23 protein-coding genes are annotated in these 25,235 nt (G+C 29.3%); 1 reads left to right on the top strand and 22 read right to left on the bottom strand.

Features of this window, described 5'->3' with window-relative positions; translation table 11 throughout:
- Positions 1–26: 26 nt before the first annotated feature.
- The 13 genes from pta to uvrB all read right to left on the bottom strand — a co-directional run bounded on the left by pta (position 27) and on the right by uvrB (position 15,606).
- Positions 27–1,025, bottom strand: coding sequence for a phosphate acetyltransferase (gene pta / locus DYA59_RS02710; protein ID WP_115269119.1), 999 nt, complete (start codon positions 1,023–1,025; stop codon positions 27–29).
- A gap of 146 nt (positions 1,026–1,171) precedes the next feature.
- The gene (gene ftsY / locus DYA59_RS02705) at positions 1,172–2,314 is read right to left on the bottom strand and encodes a signal recognition particle-docking protein FtsY (RefSeq protein ID WP_115269117.1); all 1,143 of its coding nucleotides are present in this window, start codon (positions 2,312–2,314) and stop codon (positions 1,172–1,174) included.
- 121 nt (positions 2,315–2,435) lie between these two features.
- The gene (locus DYA59_RS02700; protein WP_115269115.1) at positions 2,436–3,824 is read right to left on the bottom strand and encodes an NAD(P)/FAD-dependent oxidoreductase; all 1,389 of its coding nucleotides are present in this window, start codon (positions 3,822–3,824) and stop codon (positions 2,436–2,438) included.
- Between the two features lie 26 nt (positions 3,825–3,850).
- On the bottom strand, positions 3,851–4,351 hold the full coding sequence (locus DYA59_RS02695) for a hypothetical protein (protein ID WP_245943709.1): 501 nt from the start codon (positions 4,349–4,351) through the stop codon (positions 3,851–3,853).
- Complete coding sequence (gene yqeH, locus DYA59_RS02690; protein WP_115269113.1) at positions 4,326–5,441, bottom strand: ribosome biogenesis GTPase YqeH; 1,116 nt, start codon at positions 5,439–5,441, stop codon at positions 4,326–4,328. The genes DYA59_RS02695 and yqeH overlap by 26 nt, the downstream gene beginning before the upstream one ends.
- Positions 5,442–5,454: 13 nt before the next feature.
- Complete coding sequence (gene hslV / locus DYA59_RS02685; protein WP_115269111.1) at positions 5,455–5,988, bottom strand: ATP-dependent protease subunit HslV; 534 nt, start codon at positions 5,986–5,988, stop codon at positions 5,455–5,457.
- A gap of 17 nt (positions 5,989–6,005) precedes the next feature.
- A complete protein-coding gene (locus tag DYA59_RS02680) occupies positions 6,006–6,869 on the bottom strand; it encodes a tyrosine-type recombinase/integrase (RefSeq protein ID WP_115269109.1) in 864 nt (287 codons plus the stop codon).
- A gap of 48 nt (positions 6,870–6,917) precedes the next feature.
- Complete coding sequence (gene trmFO, locus DYA59_RS02675; RefSeq protein WP_115269107.1) at positions 6,918–8,228, bottom strand: methylenetetrahydrofolate--tRNA-(uracil(54)-C(5))-methyltransferase (FADH(2)-oxidizing) TrmFO; 1,311 nt, start codon at positions 8,226–8,228, stop codon at positions 6,918–6,920.
- A 10-nt stretch (positions 8,229–8,238) separates the two neighbouring features.
- Positions 8,239–10,518 (bottom strand): type I DNA topoisomerase, encoded by a 2,280-nt coding sequence (gene topA / locus DYA59_RS02670; RefSeq protein WP_172606935.1) that lies wholly within the window; start codon positions 10,516–10,518, stop codon positions 8,239–8,241.
- 61 nt (positions 10,519–10,579) lie between these two features.
- Positions 10,580–11,641, bottom strand: a complete 1,062-nt coding sequence (gene dprA, locus DYA59_RS02665; RefSeq protein ID WP_115269104.1) for a DNA-processing protein DprA — start codon at positions 11,639–11,641, stop codon at positions 10,580–10,582.
- 20 nt (positions 11,642–11,661) lie between these two features.
- Complete coding sequence (locus DYA59_RS02660; RefSeq protein ID WP_115269102.1) at positions 11,662–12,360, bottom strand: tetratricopeptide repeat protein; 699 nt, start codon at positions 12,358–12,360, stop codon at positions 11,662–11,664.
- A 48-nt stretch (positions 12,361–12,408) separates the two neighbouring features.
- Positions 12,409–13,611 carry an exodeoxyribonuclease VII large subunit gene (gene xseA, locus DYA59_RS02655; protein WP_115269100.1) on the bottom strand — a complete coding sequence of 401 codons (1,203 nt, stop codon included), beginning with the start codon at positions 13,609–13,611 and terminating at the stop codon, positions 12,409–12,411.
- 12 nt (positions 13,612–13,623) lie between these two features.
- Entirely contained in the window at positions 13,624–15,606 is a 1,983-nt protein-coding gene (gene uvrB / locus DYA59_RS02650) for an excinuclease ABC subunit UvrB (protein WP_115271448.1), read from the bottom strand.
- Positions 15,607–15,760: 154 nt separating this feature from the next.
- Between uvrB and DYA59_RS02645 the strand changes: the two genes are divergently transcribed.
- Positions 15,761–16,276, top strand: a complete 516-nt coding sequence (locus DYA59_RS02645; RefSeq protein WP_115269098.1) for a GNAT family N-acetyltransferase — start codon at positions 15,761–15,763, stop codon at positions 16,274–16,276.
- A gap of 22 nt (positions 16,277–16,298) precedes the next feature.
- Here DYA59_RS02645 and DYA59_RS02640 read toward each other — a convergent pair whose 3' ends face one another.
- From DYA59_RS02640 to DYA59_RS02600, 9 genes are all read right to left on the bottom strand, one after another.
- On the bottom strand, positions 16,299–16,727 hold the full coding sequence (locus DYA59_RS02640) for an ankyrin repeat domain-containing protein (protein ID WP_115269096.1): 429 nt from the start codon (positions 16,725–16,727) through the stop codon (positions 16,299–16,301).
- A gap of 74 nt (positions 16,728–16,801) precedes the next feature.
- Positions 16,802–17,482 (bottom strand): tRNA1(Val) (adenine(37)-N6)-methyltransferase, encoded by a 681-nt coding sequence (locus DYA59_RS02635; protein ID WP_115269094.1) that lies wholly within the window; start codon positions 17,480–17,482, stop codon positions 16,802–16,804.
- Between the two features lie 2 nt (positions 17,483–17,484).
- Positions 17,485–18,417: a PSP1 domain-containing protein gene (locus tag DYA59_RS02630; RefSeq protein WP_147368819.1), complete on the bottom strand. Its 933-nt coding sequence runs from the start codon at positions 18,415–18,417 to the stop codon at positions 17,485–17,487.
- 33 nt (positions 18,418–18,450) lie between these two features.
- Entirely contained in the window at positions 18,451–19,128 is a 678-nt protein-coding gene (gene radC / locus DYA59_RS02625) for a RadC family protein (RefSeq protein WP_115269090.1), read from the bottom strand.
- 22 nt (positions 19,129–19,150) lie between these two features.
- Positions 19,151–20,212 carry a nicotinate-nucleotide--dimethylbenzimidazole phosphoribosyltransferase gene (cobT, locus tag DYA59_RS02620; RefSeq protein ID WP_115269088.1) on the bottom strand — a complete coding sequence of 354 codons (1,062 nt, stop codon included), beginning with the start codon at positions 20,210–20,212 and terminating at the stop codon, positions 19,151–19,153.
- Positions 20,209–20,790 (bottom strand): histidine phosphatase family protein, encoded by a 582-nt coding sequence (locus DYA59_RS02615; protein ID WP_115269086.1) that lies wholly within the window; start codon positions 20,788–20,790, stop codon positions 20,209–20,211. Before DYA59_RS02615 ends, cobT begins: the two co-directional genes overlap by 4 nt.
- Positions 20,791–20,797: 7 nt before the next feature.
- Positions 20,798–21,571 carry an adenosylcobinamide-GDP ribazoletransferase gene (gene cobS / locus DYA59_RS02610; RefSeq protein WP_115269084.1) on the bottom strand — a complete coding sequence of 258 codons (774 nt, stop codon included), beginning with the start codon at positions 21,569–21,571 and terminating at the stop codon, positions 20,798–20,800.
- 15 nt (positions 21,572–21,586) lie between these two features.
- On the bottom strand, positions 21,587–22,150 hold the full coding sequence (cobU, locus tag DYA59_RS02605; RefSeq protein ID WP_115269082.1) for a bifunctional adenosylcobinamide kinase/adenosylcobinamide-phosphate guanylyltransferase: 564 nt from the start codon (positions 22,148–22,150) through the stop codon (positions 21,587–21,589).
- Positions 22,151–22,738: 588 nt separating this feature from the next.
- A complete protein-coding gene (locus DYA59_RS02600; RefSeq protein WP_115269080.1) occupies positions 22,739–25,225 on the bottom strand; it encodes an AMP-binding protein in 2,487 nt (828 codons plus the stop codon).
- Positions 25,226–25,235: the final 10 nt, after the last annotated feature.

Genomic DNA, 25,235 nt, shown 5'->3' with positions numbered 1-25,235 from the left:
TCCTATTCTCCTCTAAAATAATTTTATTATTCTGCTGCTTGAACTGCTGTTATTGCTACTAGGTTTACAATATCATCTACTGAGCATCCTCTTGATAAGTCATTAATAGGTGCTGCTAAACCTTGAATTAATGGACCATATGCATTGGCCCCAGCCAATCTTTGTACTAGTTTATATCCAATATTTCCAGCTGCTAGATTTGGGAATATTAATATATTTGCATTTCCCGCAACCTTTGATTCTGGACATTTTTTCATAGCTATTGACTTAACTATTGCAGCATCTGCTTGTACTTCAGCAGTATATTGAAACTTTACATTTCTCTCTTCTAGTATTTTTCCAGCTTCAATCACTACATCGACATCTGGGTGATGAGCTGATCCTTTTGTAGAAAAAGTCATTAGCGCTACTTTTCCTTGCATTCCTACTACATTATGAGCAGTTACTACTGATGCCTCAGCTATGTCAGCTAATTGCTCTGCTGTAGGTACTGGTATAACTGAACAATCTCCAAATAATAGGACATCTCCATAACTTTCCTGTCTTTCTGTTAATTCCATTACAAATACTGATGATACAGTTTTTATTCCTGGTCTTGTTCCTATAACTTGTAATCCTGCTCTTAATACATCAGCTGTAGGTGAATTTGATCCAGATACCATAGCATCAGCATCTTTAAGTTTTACCATCATAGCTCCATAAAAGTTTGGATCAGTTAATAAAATTTCTCTTGCTTTTTCTAAAGTCATTCCTTTTTTTTCTCTTAATTCTACTAATTTTTGAGCATAAGTTTCTAATTTTGGTGGATTCTTAGCCTCAATAATCTCTACACCTCTTAAACTAATTCCCAAATCATTAGCAACCCTTTCCATATCCTCCCTATGCCCTAAAACGATAGGTTTAGCTACTCCTAACTCTACAATTTTTGCTGCTGCAGTAACGACCCTTTCATCTGTTCCTTCTGGTAGTACAACAGACTTCTGTACTTCTCTTGCTTTTTCTCTGATTTTCACTAAAAAACTCAAAATACTCACTTCCTTAATAATATTTTTATCTTAAAATTTTATATACATTTTTAATAACAACTTAACAGTTGTTAAGTATATACTAACAAATTTTAATTTTAATTACAATATGTTTTTTATTTCATTTACAAATTATATTATTTATCTTAATCAAATATAGCTTGTATATATTCTTTTGTATCAAATTCTCTCAAGTCTTCTATTTTTTCTCCTACTCCTATAAATTTAATAGGTTTCCTTATTTCCTCAGATATGCTAAAAACAATTCCACCTTTAGCAGTTCCATCTAATTTAGTTATAATAAATCCTGTTAATTCAGTAACTTCATTAAAAACCTTAGCCTGAGTGAGAGCATTTTGCCCAGTTGTTCCATCTATAACCAAAATAGATTCATATTTATGATCTCCAAGCTTTCTCTTAATTATATTATGAATCTTCTCTAATTCTTTCATTAAATTATTCTTATTATGTAATCTTCCTGCAGTATCTATTATCGCTATATCAGCTTTTCTTGATTCAGCAGCAACTAGAGTATCAAATACTACAGCTCCTGGATCTGATCCTTGAGTACTTTTTACTATATCTGCTCCTGATCTCTTTGCCCATTCTTCTAATTGTTCTATAGCTGCTGCTCTAAAAGTATCTCCAGCTCCAAGAATAACCTTTTTACCCTCTTTTACATACTTTGAAGCTAATTTTCCTATTGTAGTTGTCTTTCCAACTCCATTTACTCCAACTACCAAAATAACATTTAATCTTCCCTCTTCTATATAAATTTTATTATTTTCAGTTATCAAAAATCCTGTCATTACTTCTTTAAGTACTGTATAAACTTCCTTTGCTTCCTTTACCCCTCTTTTTTTCACCTCTTTTTCAAGCTCTTTCACAATCTTAATAGTCATATCCATTCCAATATCTGACTGTATCAATATGTCTTCTAATTCTTCATACATCTCATCATCTATAATATTTTTTCCTAGAATAAATGATTTTAATGTTCCAAAAAGCCCCTCTCTAGATTTGAAAAGTTTCTCTTTTAAAGAATTAAAAAAGCCTTTTTTCTCTTCTTTTTCATCAACAATATTCTCTTTATTTTCAACTCTTTGATCATCATCTTTTTCATTTTTATGCTTAACAACAATAGATTTTGGATCTATTTGTACTTCACTTTTATCTTCTTCTACAATCTCATCCTGTTTTTTTAATGTCTCTTCTATTTCTATTGATTCTAAATTTTCACTCTTTTCTCCCACTTTTTTTTTCCCAAAAAGTTTGTTAAAAAAACCCATTCCCTTCCTCCTGTAAATGTCATTTTATATAATTCTAGCATAAAAAATATTTTTTTTCAATTCAAAGCTATAAAAAATGGTGCTTTTTTTTCCAAAAAACGAAAAATAAAGCACCATTTTTTTAACTATTAATAATATATCTAACAGCAAGTATTCCCATCACTGCTGCAATATTAAGTCCACTTCCATAACCAGAGCTGTCTCCTACTGCATATAATCCCTTCATAGATGTTTCCATATTTTGATTTATTTCCAATCTTGTACTTCTAAATTTTATCTCCGGAAAATATAAAAGTAAATCTCCAGATGCAAATCCAGGAGTTATTTTATCCAATACTTCAATAAATTCCATTATATTATCTAAAAGTCTCTGAGGACAAGCTAGAGCAATATCTCCAGCAACATAATCTTCAGTTGTTGGAACAATGTTTAATCTCTCTAATCTTTCATCAGTTGATCTTCTTCCTTCTTTTAAATCAGCATATGATTGAACTAATAATTTCCCACCAGTAAGCATAGATGACATCTTAGCTATTGCTGTAGCATATTCAAATGGTTGATTAAAAGGCTCAGTAAATTTTTTTGTACAAAGTAAAGCTAGATTTGTATTAGTTGATTTTCTGTCCTTATACGCATGTCCATTAGCTAATATAAAATCATCATACTTTTCTGCTGCAATAAATCCACTAGGATTACTACAGAATGTTCTCATCTTATCTCTATAGTTTCTTGAGTAATAAATCATTTTAGCTTCATAAAAGTTTTCATTTATCTCTTTCATTATTATATCTGGAATTTCAGCTCTTACTCCTATGTCAATAGCTCCATTTTCATATTTTATACTATGCTTTTGACAAAGCTCTTTCATCTTTTTAGCTCCACTTCTTCCCATTCCAGCTACAACATTATCAGAATAGTATCTTTCTTCTTTTCCCTTATGTGTAACTATAATCCCTTTTACATGATTATCTTCTACTATTAAACTTTCTATTTCCCTTTCAGTTATAAACTCTACCCCTTTTTCTAATAGAAAATCTATCAGTTGACCATAAAGTTTTCTTGAGCCATCAGTTCCTAAATGCATAGTCGGAGTATCAACCAATTGTATTCTATTTTCTATACACCCTTTTTTTATCTTCTCCATAGCTGGATTATATTTTAATCCAGTAGGCTCTTCATTGAATCCAAATTTTCTATATACATCTACAACATCTTTTATAGTATCATTTACTATTTTTTTACCTGTTACAACATGTAGATCTCCTCCAACTCTATAATCCATGTTAAATTTAGAATCAGAAAAAGCTCCAGCTCCACTTACCCCATATATTATTGCACAAGTTGGACAATTAACACATCTTCCTAATTTTTCTTTTGGGCATACTCTTTGTTTTAACATTTTTCCCTTGTCAACTACTAAAATCTTTAAATCTGGTCTCTTTTCTATTGCCTCATATGCACCAAAAATCCCAGCTTGTCCTCCACCTAAAAATATAATATCATATTTCATTTTTTATTCCTCTCTCACTATATATTTTAATATTCATACCAATTAATACCTTGTGAATAAGTATTTTTAGGAAGATTAGCATGAATCTCTCCTGTATTTCCTGAGAAATTAAAATTCCATCCTCCACTTTCAGTCCCTTTAGAGAAATCAGAAATGTCATAAACTTCATTACTCTCTAATAAATTTTCGGTTCCTACTGTTTTAGCTATTGAAGTATGTCCATAAATCTCAGCAAAAGAAATTAAGTTTCCATTTTCATCTGTATAATCCAATAATTTAAGATTATCTTTTACTCCCATTTTTGTCAAATTAGGATAATGATTAGTCAATTTATAATATTTTTCTAAAGCACTCCTCAACTCTATCAAATTCTTTAAAGTTTCTTCTGCTTTTCTTGCTTCCTTTAAATCTTTTACATTATAAGTACCTAAAATAATAACTCCAATTATTACAATTACAAATAAAATACTACTGATAAAAGCTCTTAAATTTATCTTTATTTTATCTCTTAGGTTTAATAAAAGCATCTCTTATAATCACTCCTGCTTTTCTAGGAGCTGTAATTTCAATATTTAGTGGCCCTCTTTTTACAGATATCCACCCCAATCCTTTAAATACAAGCTCTTCTCCTGTTTTAACTATAACTTTATGTTTTGTTTTTTCTAATTTACGATAATCATGTATACAATCTTCACAAGGTGGTGTCAATAGATCTCCTCTATCTGTTTTTAACAACTCTTCTAATCGCTCTTCATTTGTCTCATGGAAAGTTACATCTTTAGCTGCATATAGTGAAAATATTGGCTTTATATCATCTTCATTCAAAACTTTGAACCATAGCAATTCTCCTATTATTAAAGCCCTTCCTTTTGAAACTTTAAATGTTTTTCTTGAAATTTCATTGGCTGGAACCATTTTTAAATTACAATTTTCACATACCAAATCTGATATTCTTCCCTCTGGAATAAGTCCTGGAGTATCTACTAAAGTAATTTTAGTATGTGGAATTTGATTTCTTACACTTTTTAAAGTTGTTCCTGGATATTTAGAAACTGTTACTTTTTTTAGTCCAAGAAGTCTATTCACTATACTCGATTTCCCAACATTTGTAACTCCTAAAACTAATGCCTCTACTCCATTTGGATAAAAATGTTTTATTTTCTTAAATATTCCATTAATTCCATAACCATTTTTACTACTTACAATAGCTATATCTAAAGGAGCTATTCCCTCCTCAGCAAGTCTTATTTTTACCCAATTAGCAACTTCTGAAGGATGTTTTTCATCTGGAATAAGATCTAGTTTATTAATTACAACTATAGAATCCTTTTCTCTTAAAACATCCAATATTTCATCATCAAAAGATCCTTCAAAGTCTATTATATCAAAAACAGCTATTGCCAATTGAGAATTTGCCATTTCTTCTTGTACAACTTTTCTATAATCATCTCTTGTTAATCTTACTGGCATATATTTACCATAATTTTTTATTTTAAAACATCTTTGACAATAATGCTCTCCTTTTTCTTCTAATTTTGTGACTGGTAGATATCCATTTTTTTCTGGGTAATCACTTTGTAATTCAATTCCACAACCTATACAAATTTTCTTACTCATATTTTTCTCCTCACTACTTTATTACATCATAGGTAATATTCGAATTAGTATATATACACATTTCTCCAGCTATTGCTATAGCCTCAATAGCTATTTGCTCTACTGTTAACTCATTTCCATGTAAAAGTAATGCTCTTGCTGCAGCATAGGCATAATTTCCACCACTTCCTATCGCCGCTATATCACCATCCGGTTCTATCACATCTCCATTTCCTGAAAGAATAAGTATGATATCTTTATTCGCTACTATTAACATAGCATCCAATACTCTTAGAGCTTTATCATTTCTCCAATCTTTAGCTAATTCCACAGCTGATTTTTTTAAGTTTCCTCCAAATTCTTCTAATTTAGTTTCAAACTTATCCATTAGAGCAAATGCATCAGCAGCAGCACCAGCAAATCCAGCCATTATATCATATTTTTCAATCCTTCTAATTTTTTTGGCATTACTCTTAAATACAACCTCTCCGAAAGTTACTTGCCCATCTCCAGCCATTGCAACTTGACCATCTTTTTTTACTGCAACTATAGTAGTAGCTTTTATCATCTCTCCTCCTTATTGCTTTATATTTTTACTAAGTCTTGATATATTCTTGTACTCTCAAGTGTCACATGTCCCATAAGCTCTTTTAAATATAGTATATCCATCCCATGTGAAAGCATGTGTACAGCAAAAGTATGCCTAAAACTATATGGACTAATCTCCCTTTTTATTCCAGCTTTCATAGCATATCTATCTATTATCCTTCGTAAAGATCTATCACTTAATCTTGTAGCAGATCCATTTACAAATAATATATCAGGATTATATTTCTCTTTATACTTCTTTTTTTTTGCTTCAACATATTTTTTTATAAGCTCTCTTGTTCTTTCACTAAAAAATACTACTCTTCTATTTCTTCCATTAGCTACATAAAGCTCCCTTTTATCTAGATCAAAAACACTCTCTCCTACTCCTAACATTTCAATAGATGTAATTCCACTTGAATATAAAAGTTCAAGTATTAATCGATCTCTTAATCCATTAGTATTCTTTAATGAAATTACACTTCTCAATTTATTTATCTCATCAAGTGATAAAATATCAGGTTTTTGTGAATGAAATATTGGTGAAGCTATTAACTCTATAGGACTTTGATTGATTCTTTTTTCTCTCACCAAATATTTAAAAAAAGAACGCATTGATGAAAGCTTTCTATTAATAGTTCTCTTAGTAATCCCATTCTCCTGAAGCTTTATTATAAAACCTCTAAGCATAATAGAATCTATTTCTATACTTTTGTCTATTTTTTCAATTTCTTTTAAATAATCAGACAATTGAAATAAATCTTTTTTCATAGATTTTATAGTATTTTGACTTTTATTCTCACCAAATTCTGCAAAATAGAGAAAATCTTTTATATCCTTTCTAATTTCTTCGTTCTCCATTTTCTATATCACTCCATACCATAATAATTTCTAATAAGGATACACTATCTAAATTTCAGCTAATTTTATATCTAAATACTCTAAAGCTATACTAGAAATTTTATTATATCTTTCTTTTTTATCTCTTATTCTTTCATCTAAGCTTCTAATTATTCCAAAATTTGGTCCCATAGGTTGAAAATTTTTCTTCTCCTCAGTAATATATTTTACCATTGCTCCTATTGAACTTCTATCATCTAATATAAATGAAGATTTTTCTTCCAATCTATGAGCTATATTTATAGCTGCCATCATTCCCGTTGCCACTGAAGAAACATAGCCTTCACTACCTGTAATCTGTCCAGCAAAATAAATATTATCTCTTGTTTTTAATTTTAATGTTTCATCTAATAGTTGAGTAGAATTTATGAAGGTATTTCTATGCATAACACCATATCTTATAAATTCAGCATTTTCAAGTCCTGGTATCATAGAAAATACTCTTTTTTGCTCTCCCCATTTTAAGTTTGTTTGAAATCCTACTATATTATATAGTTTTCCCTCTTTATCATCTTGTCTAAGTTGAACTACAGCATAGTCCATCTTATCAGTTTTAGGATTTATAAGTCCTTTAGGTTTTAATGGACCAAATACTAAAGTTTTTTCTCCTGTCATAGCTATTCTTTCAACTGGCATACAAGCATCAAAAATTTTCTCCTCTTCAAAGGCTTTAAGTGGAGCTCTCTCTGCTGTGATAAGTGCATTATAAAAAGTATAGTATTGCTCCTTATTCATAGGACAGTTGATATACTCTCCTTCTCCTTTTCCATAACGAGATTGACGATAAGCTATATCCATATTAATAGACTCTAATGTAACTATTGGTGCTGCTGCATCATAAAAATATAGATAGTCACTATGAGTAAGCTCCCCTATTTTTTTAGAAAGAGCCTCAGATGTAAGAGGTCCAGAAGCTATAAGTACTATTTTATCCTCTGGTATCTCTATCAATTCTTCTTCTATTATCTCTATATTTTCCATTTCTCTTAGTATAAATGTTATCTCTTGAGAAAAACCATCTCTATCTACAGCAAGTGCTTGTCCAGCTGGAACTCTATTATTATCAGCACTCTTTATTACTAAAGAATCTAATCTCCTAAGCTCTTCTTTCATAAGTCCAGAAGCATTAGCTAAATTATTAGCTCCTAGCGAATTACTACAAACCAATTCTGCAAAATTATCACTTTTATGAGCTTCTGTTTTTTTTACTTTTTTCATCTCATAAAGCTTTACTTTTATACCTCTTTTTGCTAATTGATAAGCTGCCTCACTTCCAGCTAATCCAGCTCCAACTACTACTACCTCTTTGTTATATGTCATTAATTGCTCCTTATTTTTTTTCTATTTTTCTAATATTCTTACACTCTGGATATCCTGTACAAGCTAAAAATTTTCCCCATCTACCTCTACCAATTTTAAATGGTCTTCCACACTTTTCACAAACTCCAGCTTCTTTCAGTATTTTTTCATCTTCAGCTAGCAATTTAGATAGGTCAGCATTAATTAATACTACTCCATCTTTTTCTGTAACTTGATTATTAGCTAAAGCTTTTCTTATCTCTGGCGGTAATGGCATTCTTAGATTATCTTCAAAATATTTCTCACTCTCTAAATAACTTCCAAATCTTCCTGTCTTTAGAAGATATCTATCACCATTTACTGTTTTTACATCTGTTGGTTTTCCTTGCTTAGCTTTCACCAATTCTTCTACTTTATTTTTCACGAAAATTTTTCCATTTTTTATATCTTCAGCAGGTATCTCTATTCCTTTTAAAGATATTTTCTCTTGACATCCTGTTTTATCATCTACACATGGACAAGCTAAATATCTTCCAAATCTTCCTGTTTTCAAAATCATATTCCCTTTTCCACAAGAGCAAGGAACATCTGATTCAATAATACGATTAGACTCCTCTTCTACTTTTTTGGCAAATTTATCTATATACTCTTTCAACTCTTTATAAAAATCTGAAAGAAGTTTTATCCAATCTTTTTCTCCATCAGCTATCTCATCTAATTCATTTTCCATTTCAGCTGTAAATTTTACATTCATTATATTAGGAAAGTTTTTATCTAAAGATTCTTCGATTTCAAATCCTAATTCTGTTGGTATAAAACTTTTTCCCTCTATCTTTACATACTCTCTTTTTTTCAATGTTTCTATTATAGTAGCATAAGTAGATGGTCTTCCTATTCCTTCAGCTTCTAATTTTTTTACAAGAGATGACTCTGTAAATCTTGAAGGTGGTTTTGTAAAATCCTCTTTTATATGAAATTTTTCCAACTTAGTTTTATCTCCTACTTTTATCTCTGGAAAATCTCCAAGTGGTAAATCTTCTTCCTCTTTAAAAATTTTATAATATCCATCAAAAATTATCTTATTAATTGTTCCTCTAAAATCAAACTCGTTATAAGTAGCTACTAGTTCAAACTGCTCATATTTCATTGGTGCTAATTGAGAGATTAAAAATCTATCCCATATTAATTTATATAGTTTTAATTGATCTTTATCTAATGAGCTATTTAACCTATCTGGAGTAAGATTAATATCTGTTGGACGAATTGCTTCATGGGCATCTTGAATTTTTTGTCTGCTCTTACTCTCTTTTTTTACACCTAAATATTCTTTCCCAAAGTTTTCAAGTATATAATTTTTTGCCATCTCTTGTGCATCTTCAGAAATTCTTGTTGAATCAGTTCTCATATAAGTAATAAGCCCTTTATGAGTTCCATTTACATCTATTCCTTCATATAGCCCTTGAGCTATTCTCATTGTTTTTGAAGCTGAGAAACCTAAATATGATGAAGCTAATTGCTGTAGTGTACTAGTCTTTAACGGAAGTGGAGAATTCTTAGTTCTTTTAGTAATCTTTGCTTCTGTAATATTAAACTCTTTCTTTTCTGTTTTTTTTATCTCTTTTACAACATTTTCATCAGTAAGTTTATCTATTTTTTTATTCTCTATCTTATAAAGTGAAAGTTTTAAACTGCTACTAAACTCTCCCTTTACCTCCCAAAATTTTACTGGAACAAATCTCTTTATCTCCTGCTCTAAATCACAAATAAGTTTTAGTGCAACTGATTGTACTCTACCAGCACTCGTATTAGAAGCAACACTCTTCCATAACAGTGAACTTATCCCATATCCCACTAATCTATCTAAAATACGTCTAGCTTGTTGAGCATTTACTTTATTCATATCTATTTTTCTAGGATGAGTAATAGAATCTTTTATTGCATGTTCAGTTATCTCATTGAACTCTATTCTATTAGTATTATCCTCATCTAATTTTAGTGCATGAGCTATATGCCAGGCAATAGCCTCTCCCTCTCTATCAGGGTCAGAAGCAAGGTATACTTTATCTGATTTTTTAGCCAAAGCTTTTAAATTCTTGATTACCTCTCCCTTTCCTTTAATCGTAGAATATGATGGGGTAAAATTATTCTCAATATCAACTCCTAATTTACTTTTTGGTAAATCTCTTACATGCCCAAAAGACGCTACTACCTGAAATGCCTTCCCCAAAATCTTTTCAATTGTTTTAGCCTTTGCTGGTGATTCAACTATTACTAAGTTCTTTTTTTTTATCGCCTTCGCCAATTTTCTCACCCCTATCACTCTTTCTTCTTTCCCGTTTTATTCTACTAAATTCTATTAAAAAAATCAACAATTAAAATTTTCTCCTATATTTTCCTCCAGCTACACTTGTAATTAATTTTCTCACTTCCAAATCCATTAAAATTGAAAGTACTTCTCCAGCTTTCATCGAGGTTTCTTCTATAATTTCATCTAAATTTTTTTCTCTTACAAGTGTATTGTATATTTTTTTTTCATAATCTGTCAATTTTAATTTTTCTTTTTTACTTTCTTCTATTTTATTCCATCCAAACTCTTCCAATATATCATCAGTTGAAGTCACAAGTTTTGCAGAAGCATTCTTGATTAAAAAATTTGTCCCTTCAGATGCTGGTGAAAATATTTCTCCAGGTATAGCAAAAACTTCTCGTCCCTCTTCTAATGCTAGCTCTGCTGTAATTAAACTTCCCCCTTTTGCCTTACTTTCTACTACTACTACACCTTGAGAAACACCTACTATTATTCTATTTCTCATAGGAAAATTATAAGCAAATGGTTCTGTTCCTACTGGATATTCACTTATAAGAAGTCCAGTTTTAGATATCTCTTCCCATAATTTTTTATTTTCTTGTGGATAAATCACATCTAACCCACTTCCAACAATTGCTATAGTTTTTCCGCCAAACTCTAAAGTTTTTTTATGACAAATACTGTCTATTCCACTAGCTAATCCACTTACTGTAGTTATTCCATTTTCAACTAACTCTCTTACTATTTTTTCACAAGCTATTTTTCCATAAGACGTAGCTCGTCTTGTTCCAACTACAGCTATTCTTTTTTTAGATAAAAGAGAAATATCTCCACGATAATACAAAAATATTGGTGGTTTAGCTATATTTCTTAATTCTTCTGGATACTCTCTATCATTTATAAAAAGTATAGAAATATCCATTTTTTTTAACTTTTTTAATTCACCATCTAAATCAACATCTAAAGATAAGTAAATCTTCTCAACATCTTCATTACTAAGATTACAACATTTTTTAAGATATACTTTATCTAGATTAAAAATATCTTCATATTTATTAAATCTTTCCAAAACTCTCCTCAAACTACTATCTTTAAGTTTTACTAACTCTAATCTATACCATTCCAAAATCTTCACCCCACTGCTAATTAATTATTTTTTAACTCAGCATATGTCCTAATCAACATATCTTTTATAATTTTTGAATTAGGATATCTATTTCTAGCTACTTCCAATAATTTTTTAGCCTCTTCATAATTCTTAGTTACCATGTATAAATCTGCAAGACCTGTATATGAACTTTCACTTTTTACATACTCCATATATTTTTTAAAATCATTTATTGCTTCTGGATAATTACCTATATTTCTATTTACTATTCCCCTTCCTAAATATGACTCATAAAAATTTGGTACCATATCTATTGCTTGGGTATAAAACTTTAAAGAACTGTCATACTCATTTAAAAATCTTGCTGTAGTAGCTGCTCCAAAAACATTTTTTAAGTTTGTACTATCTTGAGAAAAAACTTCATAAGCCTTTTCATATCTTCCATCTCTAAAATAATAGTCTCCTACTTTGAATAACTCTTCACTATCTTGTTTTAGGTATTCCATATAAATATCAAATTCTTTTTTATACTCTTTGTAGTTTTTCTCTAAATTTTCCTTATCTTTATCAAAAGCTATCTTTTTATCTAACTCTTTTATTTTTTCCCACCTTAGTGCCATCTCTTGTTTTTGAATTTCTAATTTTTCTCTCTCTTTTGAATTATTTCCAAAAAATAAAAATCCTTCTCCATAAGCTAAACTTGTAAGTAATATAAATACTCCTATTATTTTTTTCATCAAACACTCCTATATTAAATTTTTATAATTTTTTAAACTAAAAATTTATTAAATTATTTTTTTTACTTCACTTATAATATTTCCATCATTTACTCTAATATTTATCTCATCTCCTACTGTTAACTGAGAAATGTTCTTTACAGCAACTCCATTTTTAGTTACTACACTATAACCTCTCTCTAAAGTCTTTAATGGATTGAGAGTTATAAGCCTATGCACTCTATTTTCAAGTTGATTTTTTTTGTTTTCTATATAATATTCAATTACTCTTCTTAACCTATTTTCTCTCTCTATTAATAAATTATTTTTCTCCTCTATTACTTTAGAAAAGTTTTTCAAATAATAGTTTTCTTTTCTACTTTCTAACTCTTTTCTTTTAGAAACTAAAATATTTTTCATAAGAGTTTTCAAATATCTCTCTCTATCCTCTAAACTTTCTATACTTTTTCTTCTCTCTGGCACTGAAAGCTCTACAGCTTGAGTTGGTGTAGCTGCTCTCACATCTGCTACTAAGTCTGTAAGAAGATTATCTATCTCGTGTCCTACTGCTGAGATAATAGGTTTTTTAGAATTGAAGAAAGCCATAGCAGTTTTCTCTTCATTAAATGACCATAAATCTTCTATACTTCCTCCACCTCTTCCTGCAATTATCATATCTATCTCTGGAATTTTATTCAATACCTCTATCCCTCTTACTATCTCATCACTAGCTCCTACTCCCTGTACTTTAGCTGGATAGACATATATATCTATAGTATTATCTCTCTTTTTTACAGTTTTTATTATATCTTGTACAGCTGCCCCTGTTATAGCTGTAACTACTCCTATGGTTCTTGGGTATCTTGGTAAAGGCTTTTTATAAATTGAAGAAAAATATCCCTTTCTCTCCATTGTTTTTTTTAGCTCTTCTAACTTAGCAAACATATCTCCCAACATATTTTTCTTTTCAATATGTCTCACTAAGATCTGAAAATCTCCTCTATTTTCATAAAATCCTACATCCCCAAAAAGTTTTACTGAATCTCCATCTTTTAAATCTTCAGCTATTCTTTTAAACTTATATTTAAAAGCTACACACTTTATCTGAGCATCTCTATCTTTTAAATTAAAATATAGATGCCCACTTTTATAATAAGTTACCCCTGAAAGTTCCCCTTCTAAAAAAAACTCTCTCAAGTTAGGATTTTCCTCTATATATCCTTTTACCATTCTATTAAATTCACTTACTGTGTAAGTTCTCTCGTCAAACATAAATCTCCTTATCTAAAACTCTAGCAGTAATTTTTTTAATTTTATCATCTCATCTCTTTTTACAATAGCCTTTTCAAAATCCAACTCCTTAGATAATTTAGTAATCTCTTTTTGAAGTTTAGCTATCTCTTTCTCTATATCTGCCTTAGATGAGAATACCTTTTTATCTTTTTCTTTTACAACTTCATCTGGTAATCCATAATCAAGATTTATTATATCTTCACTTATCTCTCTAATTACAGTCTTAGGGTCTATTCCATTTTCAATATTATATTGATTTTGTATCTTTCTTCTTCTATTAGTTTCATCAATAGCCTCTTTCATAGAGTCAGTAATAATATCTCCATAAAGGATAACCCTTCCTTCTATATTTCTTGCTGCTCTTCCTATTGTTTGTACAAGAGAACGCCTACTTCTTAAAAATCCCTCTTTATCAGCTTCAAGAATTGCTACTAATGATACCTCAGGTATATCTAATCCCTCTCTAAGAAGGTTAATTCCCACCAGTACATCAAATTCTCCTTTACGAAGTCCTTTGATTATATCTATTCTTTCTAGAGTGTCTATATCTGAATGCATATATTTTACTCTAAGTCCAAAACCTAAATAATACTCTGTTAACTCTTCTGCCATTTTTTTAGTAAGAGTTGTAACAAGTACTCTTTGTTTTTTTTCTACTCTTATTCTTATCTCTTCCATTAAATCATCAACCTGATTTTTAGTAGGCTTCACCTCTATTTCTGGATCTAGTATTCCCGTAGGACGAATAAGTTGTTCTGCTATATTTCCATTTGACTCTTGTAGCTCAAAATCTCCAGGTGTAGCTGATACAAAAACTGTTTGTCCAGTTATCTTCCTAAATTCTTCAAACTTAAGTGGTCTATTATCCAATGCTGCCTTAAGTCTAAATCCATTATCTACAAGAGATTCCTTTCTAGCTCTATCTCCATTATACATCCCTCTTATTTGTGGGATAGATATATGAGATTCATCTATATATGTTACGAAATCCTTTGGAAAATATTCGAGTAAAGTATCTGGAGTTTCTCCAGGTTTCTTTCCTGAAAGATATCTAGAATAATTTTCTATTCCCTTACAATATCCTATCTCTCTTATCATCTCTATATCATATTCTGTTCTTTGCTTTAATCTTTGAGCTTCCAAAAGTTTTCCCTTATCTTCAAAGGCTTTTACTTCTTCTAATTTATCTTTTTGTATCTCTGTTATTATTCTTTCAACATCTCCATCTTCTGTTAAGTATTGAGTTGCTGGATATATTGTTATTCTCTCTAAACTCTTTTTTATTTTTTGTCCCGTCAATGTATTTATTTCAGATATTTCTTCTAAATTTTCATCCCAAAACTCAAATCTATATCCAGTTTCCATATATGAAGGATAGATATCGATTACATCCCCTTTTATTCTAAACTTCCCTCTTTCAAAAGCTAAATCATTTCTTTCATATCTTATATTTATAAGTTTTTGAATTAACTCTTTTCTCCCTATTCCCGTTTGTCTATCTATTGGAATAGTCATCTTTTTATAAGTTTCTGCTGATCCTAATCCATAGATAGCTGAAACAGAAGCTACTATTATTACATCTCTTCTATTTATAAGAGCTGCTGTTGCTGCTTGTCTTAATTTTTCTATCTCATCATTTATAGAGGAATCCTTTTCTATATATGTATCTGTTACTGCTATATAAGCCTCTGGTTGATAATAATCATAATAAGATACGAAATACTCTACAGCATTTTCAGGGAAAAAACTCTTATATTCACTATATAACTGAGCTGCTAATGTTTTATTAGGAGCTAAGATAAGTGCTGGCCTATTTGTTTCCTTTATAATATTAGCAATAGTAAAAGTTTTTCCAGAACCTGTCACTCCTAATAATACTTGATCAGCTATACCATCATTTATATTTTCAACAATTTTTTTTATAGCTTCTGGCTGATCTCCCATGGGAGTATATTTCGAATATAGTTTAAACATTTTATCACCTGTATCTTCCATTATTCTCTTTCATTATAACATACTTTTTTGAGATATTATATTTTCTTTTAGCAAAAACAATCTAAATTTTTTATTGACATAAAATTTTTATAATTATATAATTTATTAAATTTTCTATAAATTAGGAGGAAAAATGAATTTTAGAAAAGCTAGAAAAGAAGATATAGAGAATATTTTAAAAATCATTTCACATGCAAAAGAGTATATAAAAAAAAATAACTCCACTCAGTGGAATGAAAATTATCCCAATAAAGAAACTATTATTAATGATATAGAAAAGAATATAGGCTATGTTCTTATTGTTGAAAATTTGATTAGAGGTTATATGGTAGTGGACTTTTCTGATGATGAAATATATAAAAATATAAAAGGAAAATGGAAAACTTCTGATAGTTATGCTTCTATTCATAGATGTGCTATACATAAAGAGTTAAGAGGTCAAGGTTATGGAACTGAGCTTTTTAAATTTGCTGAAAAGTTAGCTCTTAGTAAAAATGTTAGAAGTGTTAGAGTAGATACTGCTCCAGAAAATGAAACGATGAAACATCTTTTTAATAAAAATGGTTATGAGTACTGTGGTACTGTTTTTATTACTGGAGAAAAGGTTGCTTACGAAAAATTACTTACTTCTAACTTAGAATATAAATAAAAAGAGGAGGGATAATTCCCTCCTAAAAATCCTCTAATCTTCTGTGGTGATTGATTTTTTCAAATCCAGCTCCTAAGGCATCATAGTCCGCTCCACTATTTTCAATAACTTTTAACACACTAGTAGCTTTTGAAGCTATTGCTAAATTTACAGCTGTTCTTTGATGATTGTTTTTTATCTCTAAATCTCCACCAAACTCTAATAATAACTCCATTATTTTCCCATAATTTTTTTGTCCTGCTATATGTAATGGTGTATTTCCCTCTCTATTTTTTACATTAGGGTCAGCTCCATTGTAAAGTAAAGCATCTACGAAGTCGTATTTATCCATCTCCACACAGTGATGAAGTATAGTATTTTTATTATTATCTACTTCTTCAATAGAATCCATATCCAAATTATTTTTAAATTCTTCTAAGTTATTTTGTTCAACAAATTTTAAAAGTTCCATTTTTGCTCGTGTAAATTTTCTCCTTCTATTTTTATAATTGTTTTTGTTGTTATCTAAAACTAATATCTTACCTTTTAATAACCACTCTCCTCAAGAAAAAGTGGTGGTTCAATCTCTAATTGACATTTTTTTCCTTTCCATGCCTCAATAAGAACAAGATTTGAATTTTTATCTTTAGAAAAATAAACAAATCTTACTCTTTTTATAGAAAAACCACTCTCTTCTAATAGTTTTGAAATTTCAATAAATCTATAGCTTCTATGGACTAAACTAAAACTTCCCGTTGGTTTTAAAAGTCTTTTTGTATTTTTTACTAAATCATACAAATTTAATTTTATTTCATGTCTCGCTATAGCTTTACTGCTTAAATCATTTTGTTTTTTTCCATCTACTTTCATATAAGGTGGATTTGAAACTATATAATCAAAAGAGTTTCCCAAAGGATATTCTTTGATATCACAATTTACTATCTCTATATAATTTTCTAACTTATTTAACTCTATATTCCTAATAGCTAGTGAGCTATTTTCCTTTTGTATATCTATACCTACTATATTTCTAGATTTATTTTTAGCGTAAAGTAAAATGGGAATTATTCCATTACCTGTTCCTATATCCAAAACTTTTCCATTTTTATGAGGATTAAAAAAATCTGAAAGTATTACAGCATCTACTGAAAATCTAAATCCATTTGTCTTTTGAATAAGCTTAAAATTGTCTCTGAGTATTGTCATATCCTCATTCTTATATAACATGGCTATTCCTTTTCAAGCTCTTTATGTGCTAATTCTTCAGCTGTTTTTTCATTTTTTAATTTATTTGCTTCTTTTTTATTAAATCTAACCTCTTCAACATTAAATTTCATTAATCCTTTATTTTCTACATCAACAAATAAATATCCATTAAGTGGACTTATACTTGAAACTTTTCCATCCCCTTTTGGAGTTCTTACTTGTTGATTTACAGCAGGATAATTTCTAAGTGCTTCTTCATATTGATAATATTCATAGTTTATACAACACAAAAGTCTACCACATACTCCTGATATCTTAGCTGGATTAATTACTAATCCTTGATCTCTTGCCATTTTTATAGAAACAGAATCAAATTTATTAATAAAAGTTCTACAACATAATTCTTTTCCACATAAACCAACTGTTCCTAATATTCTGGCTTCATCTCTTACTCCTATTTGTCTTAGTTCTATTCTTACTCTAAAAATATTAGCTAAATCCTTTACTAGATCTCTAAAATCTATTCTTCCTTCAGCAGTAAAATAAAATATAAGCTTAGTTTTATCAAATGTATACTCAGTCTCTACTAATTTCATTGGTAATTTATGGTAACTTATTCTCTCTTTACAAATATTTTTAGCCTCTAATGAATCTATTTTAATCTGACTATATCTTTGCTCTTCTTCCCTACTGGCTTTTTTTAATACAGGTTTTAACGGCAAAACTAACTCAGCTTCAGGTATCATCCTTGCTTCTCCATAAACTACTCCTATTTCCTTTCCTCTAACTGTATCTACAATTACCTTATCTCCTTTTTTATATTCTACATTATCTATTACTTCAAAATAATATCTCTTCTTTGTTACCTCAAACATAACTCCTAAAACTTTATATAATTTTGGCACTTGAGCTCCATCTATTTCTTCCTTATTTATATCTTCCATTAATTCCTCCATTATTTTTACATAGCTTCTTACACAAGATAAGTTTTAGATTAAACCTTCTTGTAAAAAGCTAAAATGTCCATCTTTTGTAATTATTATATGTTCAAGTAATTTTACATCTACCATATCTAGAACCTCTTGCATATGTTCCGTTAACTGTATATCCTGTTTTGAAGGACGTAAATTACCTGAAGGATGATTATGAGCAAATATAACTCCTTTTGCTTTATATTGTATTACCTTTTCTAATATTTCTCTAGGATAAACGGCACTTTTATCTATTGTTCCTACAAAAAGTGTTTCACTTCCTAAAAGTATATTATAATTATTTAGAAATATAACTTTAAATTCCTCTCTACTAGAAAAGCCTATATCACTTCTCAAATATTTTAAAAGTGATTCTTTGTCTTTTAATTGTACTCCTTCTCTTTTCATATCCCCCTTATAAAGATGTTTAGATATATCTCCTAAAAGCTTTAAAAATATAGCTGTATTTTGTTTTATCCCAGTAACATTCATTAATTCTTCTAAATTTGCCATTACTACTCCATCTAAGTTTCCAAACTTTCCTATCAATTCTTTTGCTAATGGCTTAGTATCTCTAACAGGTATAGCATAGGTGAGAAGCAGCTCCAAAACTTCATATTCCAAAAAACCAGATAATCCACCTTTTAAATATTTTTGTCTAATTCTCTCTCTATGACCCAGATAAATTTTATCCATCTAACATTCCCCCAAAATCAGATTATTTAAACATTTCATATACTTCTTCAATTGTTTTCATTCCATTTACAATATCTAAGGCACAATCTATAAGTGGATAAGCTAAAACTGCTCCAGTTCCTTCTCCTAGCCTCATATTTAAATTAAATAAAGCACTTTCTCCTATTTCATCTAATATTACCTGCATACCTGGTTCCTCACTCATATGAGTAAAAAGTGAAAAATCTTTTACCTTTGGCTCTATCCTATAAGCAGATAAAAAAGCTACAGCTGAAATAAAACCATCTACTAACATAAGTTTTCTATATTTTACGCTTCCTAAATACAGCCCCACCATATAAGCTATATCAAGACCTCCAACGTGAGCTAATATATCTATAGGTGACATCTCAAAAGTATTGTATCTCTCACAAGATTTTTTTATTATACTTTTTTTCTTAGATAGTCCAATATCAGAAAGTCCTCCTCCTCTTCCTACTATTTTATCTATATCTTTTTTTGTTAATGAATAAAGCACAGCTGAACTAGTAGTGGTATTCCCTATTCCCATTTCACCATTAGAAAAGACTGTAATACCTTGAGCTTTCTCTTTTATCATATTCATTCCTTCGTGAATAGCACTCAAACATTCTTTTCTACTCATAGCCGGTTCTTTATAAAAATTATTTGTACCTTTTTTTATATTTTTATTATATAAATTTGAGTAATCTCTTGATATAGATTCTTTCATCCCTATATCTACAAGATTAAAGTCTATTCCTAATCTTTCACAAAATAGACCTATACAAGCTACTTTATTCAACATAGCTTCTGAAACTATTGTAGTATATTCACGAGGGCAAGAAGAAATTCCTTCAGCTACTATTCCATTATCAGCTGAAGCCACAATATGGCATCTCTTTTCTACTCTTTCTAGAGGATATCCATATATCCCTGCCATTTTTACAGCTATTTTTTCCAAAGCTCCTAAACTTCCTTGAGGTTTCATCTTACTATCTAAAATTTTTTGAATAAGCTGCATACTTTTAACATCTAATCCATCTAATTTCCCTATAATGTCTTCTTTCCTCTTTACATCAATCATCTTATATTCAATCCTTTTAGTATTGGAAAACCATCTATAAACTCTATCACACAAATTCCACCGTTTTCAACAGAATATTTCCAATAACTATCTAGCTCTTTTGAAAAATACCAACTTAATATACAATTGATAACTCCCCAATGAGTTATCACTAAGTTATCTTTTTTTAAATCTAAACTCTCGATAAAATTTATAGCTCTTCTTTGTAATTTCATTGGACTTTCTCCAATTTCAAAATCATACGTTTTCCATTCCTTAGAACTTAGCTCATATTGAGATGGATATTTAAGTAATATCTCTTCATAAGTCATTCCCTCAAAAACTCCAAAATTCAATTCTCTAATTCTTTTATCATATACTATATCTTTTTGAAGATAATTTATTATTTGAGCTGTTTTTTTAGCTCTTTTCAAATCACTAGAATAAATATGATCATAAGAAAATTCCTTTAATATTTTTTTTACATTTTTAGCTTGTTTTATCCCAATTTGATTGAGTTCAGGATCTAACCAACCAAAATAAATTTTATTTAAATTCATATCCGTCTGACCATGACGCACCATTAAAAGTTTTCCCATATTTTACCTACACAAACAATACAGCAAAAATATATATGAGCAATATGACTAATATTTCTGAAAGCTCAACTACAGCTCCTAAAGTATCTCCAGTCACTCCACCAATTTTTCTAGTCATAAGTTTCGCAAAAATAAATCCAAATAACATAACAATAGGAATAATTATTAACATGACAACTGGTAAAAGAAACAAATAACCTATTACAATTGTATATAATAAAACTAACACTGTAGCTACTATCACTCCAAAGCCATTAGTATTATCTACAAATGTCTTTCCTAATCCAGTAGCTCTAGCGTATGGAGCACTAGCACAATTTATAACACTATTAAGTCTTGCTATAGCTGGTGTCAATAAAAATACTATTCCACTTGGCAATCCAATTGTCATCTCTAATTCATAAATAAGAACTATCTTTAAAATAAAATAAAGAATAAGTACTAGTCCTCCATTAGTTCCAAGACTTGAATCTTTCATTATATCTAACATCTTCTGCTTACTTCTATAGCTAAATATTCCATCAAAAGTATCCGCAAGTCCATCTAAATGTAATCCTCCTGTTAATATAACTTCTATTATAACTAGCAATACAATCATTAACATAGGTGTATAAATTATACCACTAAATCCCCAGAAAAAAGCAAAGAGTATGAGTCCTATTACCATTCCAACTATTGGAAAAAATTTCATACTTTTTCCAATAGAGTCAGAGTCAAATTTTGGTTCAACTCCTATGGGTAACCTTGTCATAAATTTTAAAAGTAATATAATTCCCTTCATATATCTCCTCCATCTTTATTTCAATTTTAATTTTAATCCAGAAATGATTAAATATGCCTCATCTGAATATTTTCCTACCAGCTGATTAGCTTTTCCACAAATATCCCTAAAATATCTTCCTAATGGATAAGCTGGTACTATTCCCATTCCTACTTCATTAGAAACAACTACCAAATCCATGGAAGAGCTTTTAAAAAATATTAAAAAACTTTCTAACTCTCTTATTATCTCAGCTTCAACTTCATCTAAATCAGCTGTAGAAATATTATCCCAATTTATATTTTTATCTACTATCATCAAATTACTTACCATATTTGTAAGACAATCTAGTAAAACAACACCTTGAGTTTTCATATACAGAGACAATTTAACTTGTAAATTTTTATATCCTTCAACTACCAGCCAATTCTCTTCTCTCTGTTTTTTATGTTTTTCTATTCTTGACTCCATTTCCTTATCAAAAGCTATAGCAGTAGCTATATATATCTTTTCTGAAAAATACCTATTAGATATATATTGTTCAGCTTGAAAACTTTTTCCACTCCTAGCTCCACCAGTAAAATATATTATTTTTCCCATCTTTCACTTCCTGACTTTTTTCATTACAGTGATTATATCACAAATAAAGAAGGGTTGCAAATTCTTAAATTAAAATTAAAATATAAGATAATTTGATAACAGAAAAGGAGAAATCTTACTTTACAATTGCTCATCTAGTTGCAATACTCTTTTAGTAAAATTTTCTCCTTAATTATTTTAAAATTTAACTAGTTTTTGTCTTCATAGAATTATAAATTAAATATACTATATTTAATTTAATTCTTAAAATTAAAATAACCTCTTTTACTAAAAAGCCATGGTTATTTAATTTCAACGTCTAAAAACATCTTTTCACTAGAGCTATCAACTACCTCAACTACCTTCAACTCTTTTACTTTTTCTAGCTCTAACTTATATGGAATAAACACTTTTATCCCTTTAACTTTATAACTTTTGCAGCTAAATTTATTCTCAATTACTTGTGAATACTCTTTTACAAATTCAACTAGAATTACTTTTTTACAACCTGCTCAACCAAAAGATTGGTTACGACTCTTTAAAAGGAGCCCTTCATAATTTTTTTTAAAAATATATTTTAATACAGCATTTTCTATTACAATATTCATTCTATTCCTCAACTAACCATTTTTTTATCTTACCCTTAGTCTTTTCTACTATTTCTTCAATAGTTAAATTTCCAGGTTCCACTTTATCAAAAAATTTGATATCAATAGGAGAAGATTTTGGAAAACTACTTCCATAAGGCATACATTCATAAGCTCCTTTTATAGCAAATGGTACTATTGGAATATTTAACTCTTTAGAAAGTATTGCAAATGTCCTTTTAAACTCTTGCAATTCTCCATCTCTTGTTCTTGCTCCTTCTGGAAATATAACTAAATTTTTACCTTCTTTTAATATTTTCGCTGAAATTTGTAATGTTTCTTTCAAATTTTTATTTATATCTATTATTACTATATTTCCTCTATCCGCTAAATATCTTCTAAACGGTGTATTAAAATGAGTAACTATCGCTATAAAGTAAGTATCTTTTAACTTATTCAAAGGAATAGCCTGACTAAATATAAGAGCATCTAAGAAACTTTGATGATTTCCTATATATAAAGCTGGATTCTTAATAATTTTATTTGTATCTATTTTATGTAAATGAAAATATAAACTAAATATAGGCTTCAAAATGATATTTATGATTTTTAATACAAAACTAGACTTTGGAAGAGGAGTATCTATATTTTGATTTAAGATACTTTTCCAATCCATATCTTCTTCATGATATTCTCCTCCCTTTTCTTTGATAAACCTAGCTATATCAAGTATATTTTTCAAATTACTAAACTCATCTTCATTTATATTCACTCCAAAATTTAGCTCTATAAAGGATAAAATTTCAACTATATCTACAGAATCTAATCCTAAATCTAACTCTAAGTGTGAATCTGGTTCTAAATTAACATTAAAATTAGAATCTATATATTTTTTCAATTGACTATACTGCGAAATTAGATCTGATGGTATAACTACGACCTCTTTTTTCTCTATATTTTCCTCTCCATTCTCTATAGATTTTCTTAAAAAATCTTTAAGCATAAATCTTCTAATTTTTCCAAGTTTAGTTTTTGGTAACTCATCTTTTACAATTTTCACTTCTAATATCTTTCTATATTTAGGAGCAGTCACATTATATTTATCTATAATTTCCCATTTTAAAGTTTCTTTGATATTAGCTATCTTTCTTCTCTTTATCAAATCAAAATCTGGATAAACTACAGCCATCAAATGATTATTGTACTCCATAACTGCTATCTCTTTTATTAAGTCAGTTTCTTTTAAAATAGCTGATTCAATATCCCCAGGATTTATATTTTTACCATTAGATAAAACTATCATCTCTTTTTTTCTTCCAATTATAAATAGAGAATCCCCTTCAAATTTTCCTAGATCTCCAGTGTGGAACCAACCATCACTATCAATAGCTTCAGAGGTAGCTTGAGGATTTTTATAATACCCTTTCATTACATTGGCTCCTCTTACTAATATCTCCTCATCTTCAGCTATCTTTACTTCAATATTTGGAATAAGTTGTCCAGCAGAACCTATAACATTATTATTTGGACGATTGAAGGCTATAATTGGAGATGTCTCTGTAAGACCATATCCCTCTATAATAGGAAGTCCTAAAATTTTAAAATTAGTAGAAACCTCTAGATCAAGTTTTGCTCCCCCAGAAACAAGAACTCTCATATTTCCACCTAGTTCATTAGCTACTTTTTTAAATACTTTCTTGCTAAGAGCTAAACTATTTACTTTTTTACAAAGATTAAAAAGTTTTTTAGCTACAAAATTACTATTAATTTTTCCCATTATAGCCTTATGTAGCATCTCCCATACTCTTGGCACCCCAATTATTACACTTATTTGATGTTTTTTTAAAGCTGATTTTAATGCTTCTGATGATAATTCCTCTAAGATTACTAAAAATGTTCCAAAATACATTGGCATAAGTAAAGTTAAGTTCAATGGTAAGATATGATGATAAGGTAGTATAGCTAAAACTCTATCTTGGTCATTTACTAACTCTATTTCTCTTACAGCTCTGATATTTGATTCTAAATTGTTAAAAGTTAATACTACTCCCTTAGGATTTCCTGTTGTTCCTGATGTATAGAGTAATAATGCTACCCTTTCCATATCATCTATCACTACTTCATAATTTTCTGAAGTAAAATCCTCTGGCACATCAATCTCATCTACTATAATTATATCTATATTCTGTTTAGATAACTCCACTCCTTCTTTTACTCTCTCATATACTTTTTTAGAGGTAAAAATATATCTTGGCTCTGAATCTGAAAATGCATAGGCAAATTGCTCTCCTGTATATCCAGAGTCCAAAACTACTGCTGGTTCTTTTTTATCCCAAATAGAAAATATAGAACATATCATTTCAGGTCTATTTTCCATAGTTACTACTACTTTTCCACTCTCTTTTAAAAGTGTAGAGTAATATTTTACTCCCTTTATTATCTCCTTGTAACTATACTCTCTATCCCCAAAAATTACTGCTGTCTTATTCCTATCATATATAAATCTCATTTTTCCTCCC

Source organism: Fusobacterium necrogenes (assembly GCF_900450765.1).
GTDB lineage: Bacteria > Fusobacteriota > Fusobacteriia > Fusobacteriales > Fusobacteriaceae > Fusobacterium_A > Fusobacterium_A necrogenes.
The sequence above is the reverse complement of the archived record's forward strand: the minus strand, read 5'-3'. Positions and strand labels throughout refer to the sequence as shown.

Bases quoted from the DNA above. Each gene is read 5' to 3' on its own strand.
- ftsY (WP_115269117.1), bottom strand. From the start codon at position 2,314: ATGGGTTTTTTTAACAAACTTTTTGGGAAAAAAAAAGTGGGAGAAAAG.
- DYA59_RS02700 (WP_115269115.1), bottom strand. From the start codon at position 3,824: ATGAAATATGATATTATATTTTTAGGTGGAGGACAAGCTGGGATTTTT.
- DYA59_RS02695 (WP_245943709.1), bottom strand. From the start codon at position 4,351: ATGCTTTTATTAAACCTAAGAGATAAAATAAAGATAAATTTAAGAGCT.
- yqeH (WP_115269113.1), bottom strand. From the start codon at position 5,441: ATGAGTAAGAAAATTTGTATAGGTTGTGGAATTGAATTACAAAGTGAT.
- hslV (WP_115269111.1), bottom strand. From the start codon at position 5,988: ATGATAAAAGCTACTACTATAGTTGCAGTAAAAAAAGATGGTCAAGTT.
- DYA59_RS02680 (WP_115269109.1), bottom strand. From the start codon at position 6,869: ATGGAGAACGAAGAAATTAGAAAGGATATAAAAGATTTTCTCTATTTT.
- trmFO (WP_115269107.1), bottom strand. From the start codon at position 8,228: ATGACATATAACAAAGAGGTAGTAGTAGTTGGAGCTGGATTAGCTGGA.
- DYA59_RS02660 (WP_115269102.1), bottom strand. From the start codon at position 12,360: ATGAAAAAAATAATAGGAGTATTTATATTACTTACAAGTTTAGCTTAT.
- xseA (WP_115269100.1), bottom strand. From the start codon at position 13,611: ATGTTTGACGAGAGAACTTACACAGTAAGTGAATTTAATAGAATGGTA.
- uvrB (WP_115271448.1), bottom strand. From the start codon at position 15,606: ATGTTTAAACTATATTCGAAATATACTCCCATGGGAGATCAGCCAGAA.
- DYA59_RS02645 (WP_115269098.1), top strand. From the start codon at position 15,761: ATGAATTTTAGAAAAGCTAGAAAAGAAGATATAGAGAATATTTTAAAA.
- DYA59_RS02640 (WP_115269096.1), bottom strand. From the start codon at position 16,727: ATGGAACTTTTAAAATTTGTTGAACAAAATAACTTAGAAGAATTTAAA.
- DYA59_RS02635 (WP_115269094.1), bottom strand. From the start codon at position 17,482: ATGTTATATAAGAATGAGGATATGACAATACTCAGAGACAATTTTAAG.
- DYA59_RS02630 (WP_147368819.1), bottom strand. From the start codon at position 18,417: ATGGAGGAATTAATGGAAGATATAAATAAGGAAGAAATAGATGGAGCT.
- radC (WP_115269090.1), bottom strand. From the start codon at position 19,128: ATGGATAAAATTTATCTGGGTCATAGAGAGAGAATTAGACAAAAATAT.
- cobT (WP_115269088.1), bottom strand. From the start codon at position 20,212: ATGATTGATGTAAAGAGGAAAGAAGACATTATAGGGAAATTAGATGGA.
- DYA59_RS02615 (WP_115269086.1), bottom strand. From the start codon at position 20,790: ATGGGAAAACTTTTAATGGTGCGTCATGGTCAGACGGATATGAATTTA.
- cobS (WP_115269084.1), bottom strand. From the start codon at position 21,571: ATGAAGGGAATTATATTACTTTTAAAATTTATGACAAGGTTACCCATA.
- cobU (WP_115269082.1), bottom strand. From the start codon at position 22,150: ATGGGAAAAATAATATATTTTACTGGTGGAGCTAGGAGTGGAAAAAGT.
- DYA59_RS02600 (WP_115269080.1), bottom strand. From the start codon at position 25,225: ATGAGATTTATATATGATAGGAATAAGACAGCAGTAATTTTTGGGGAT.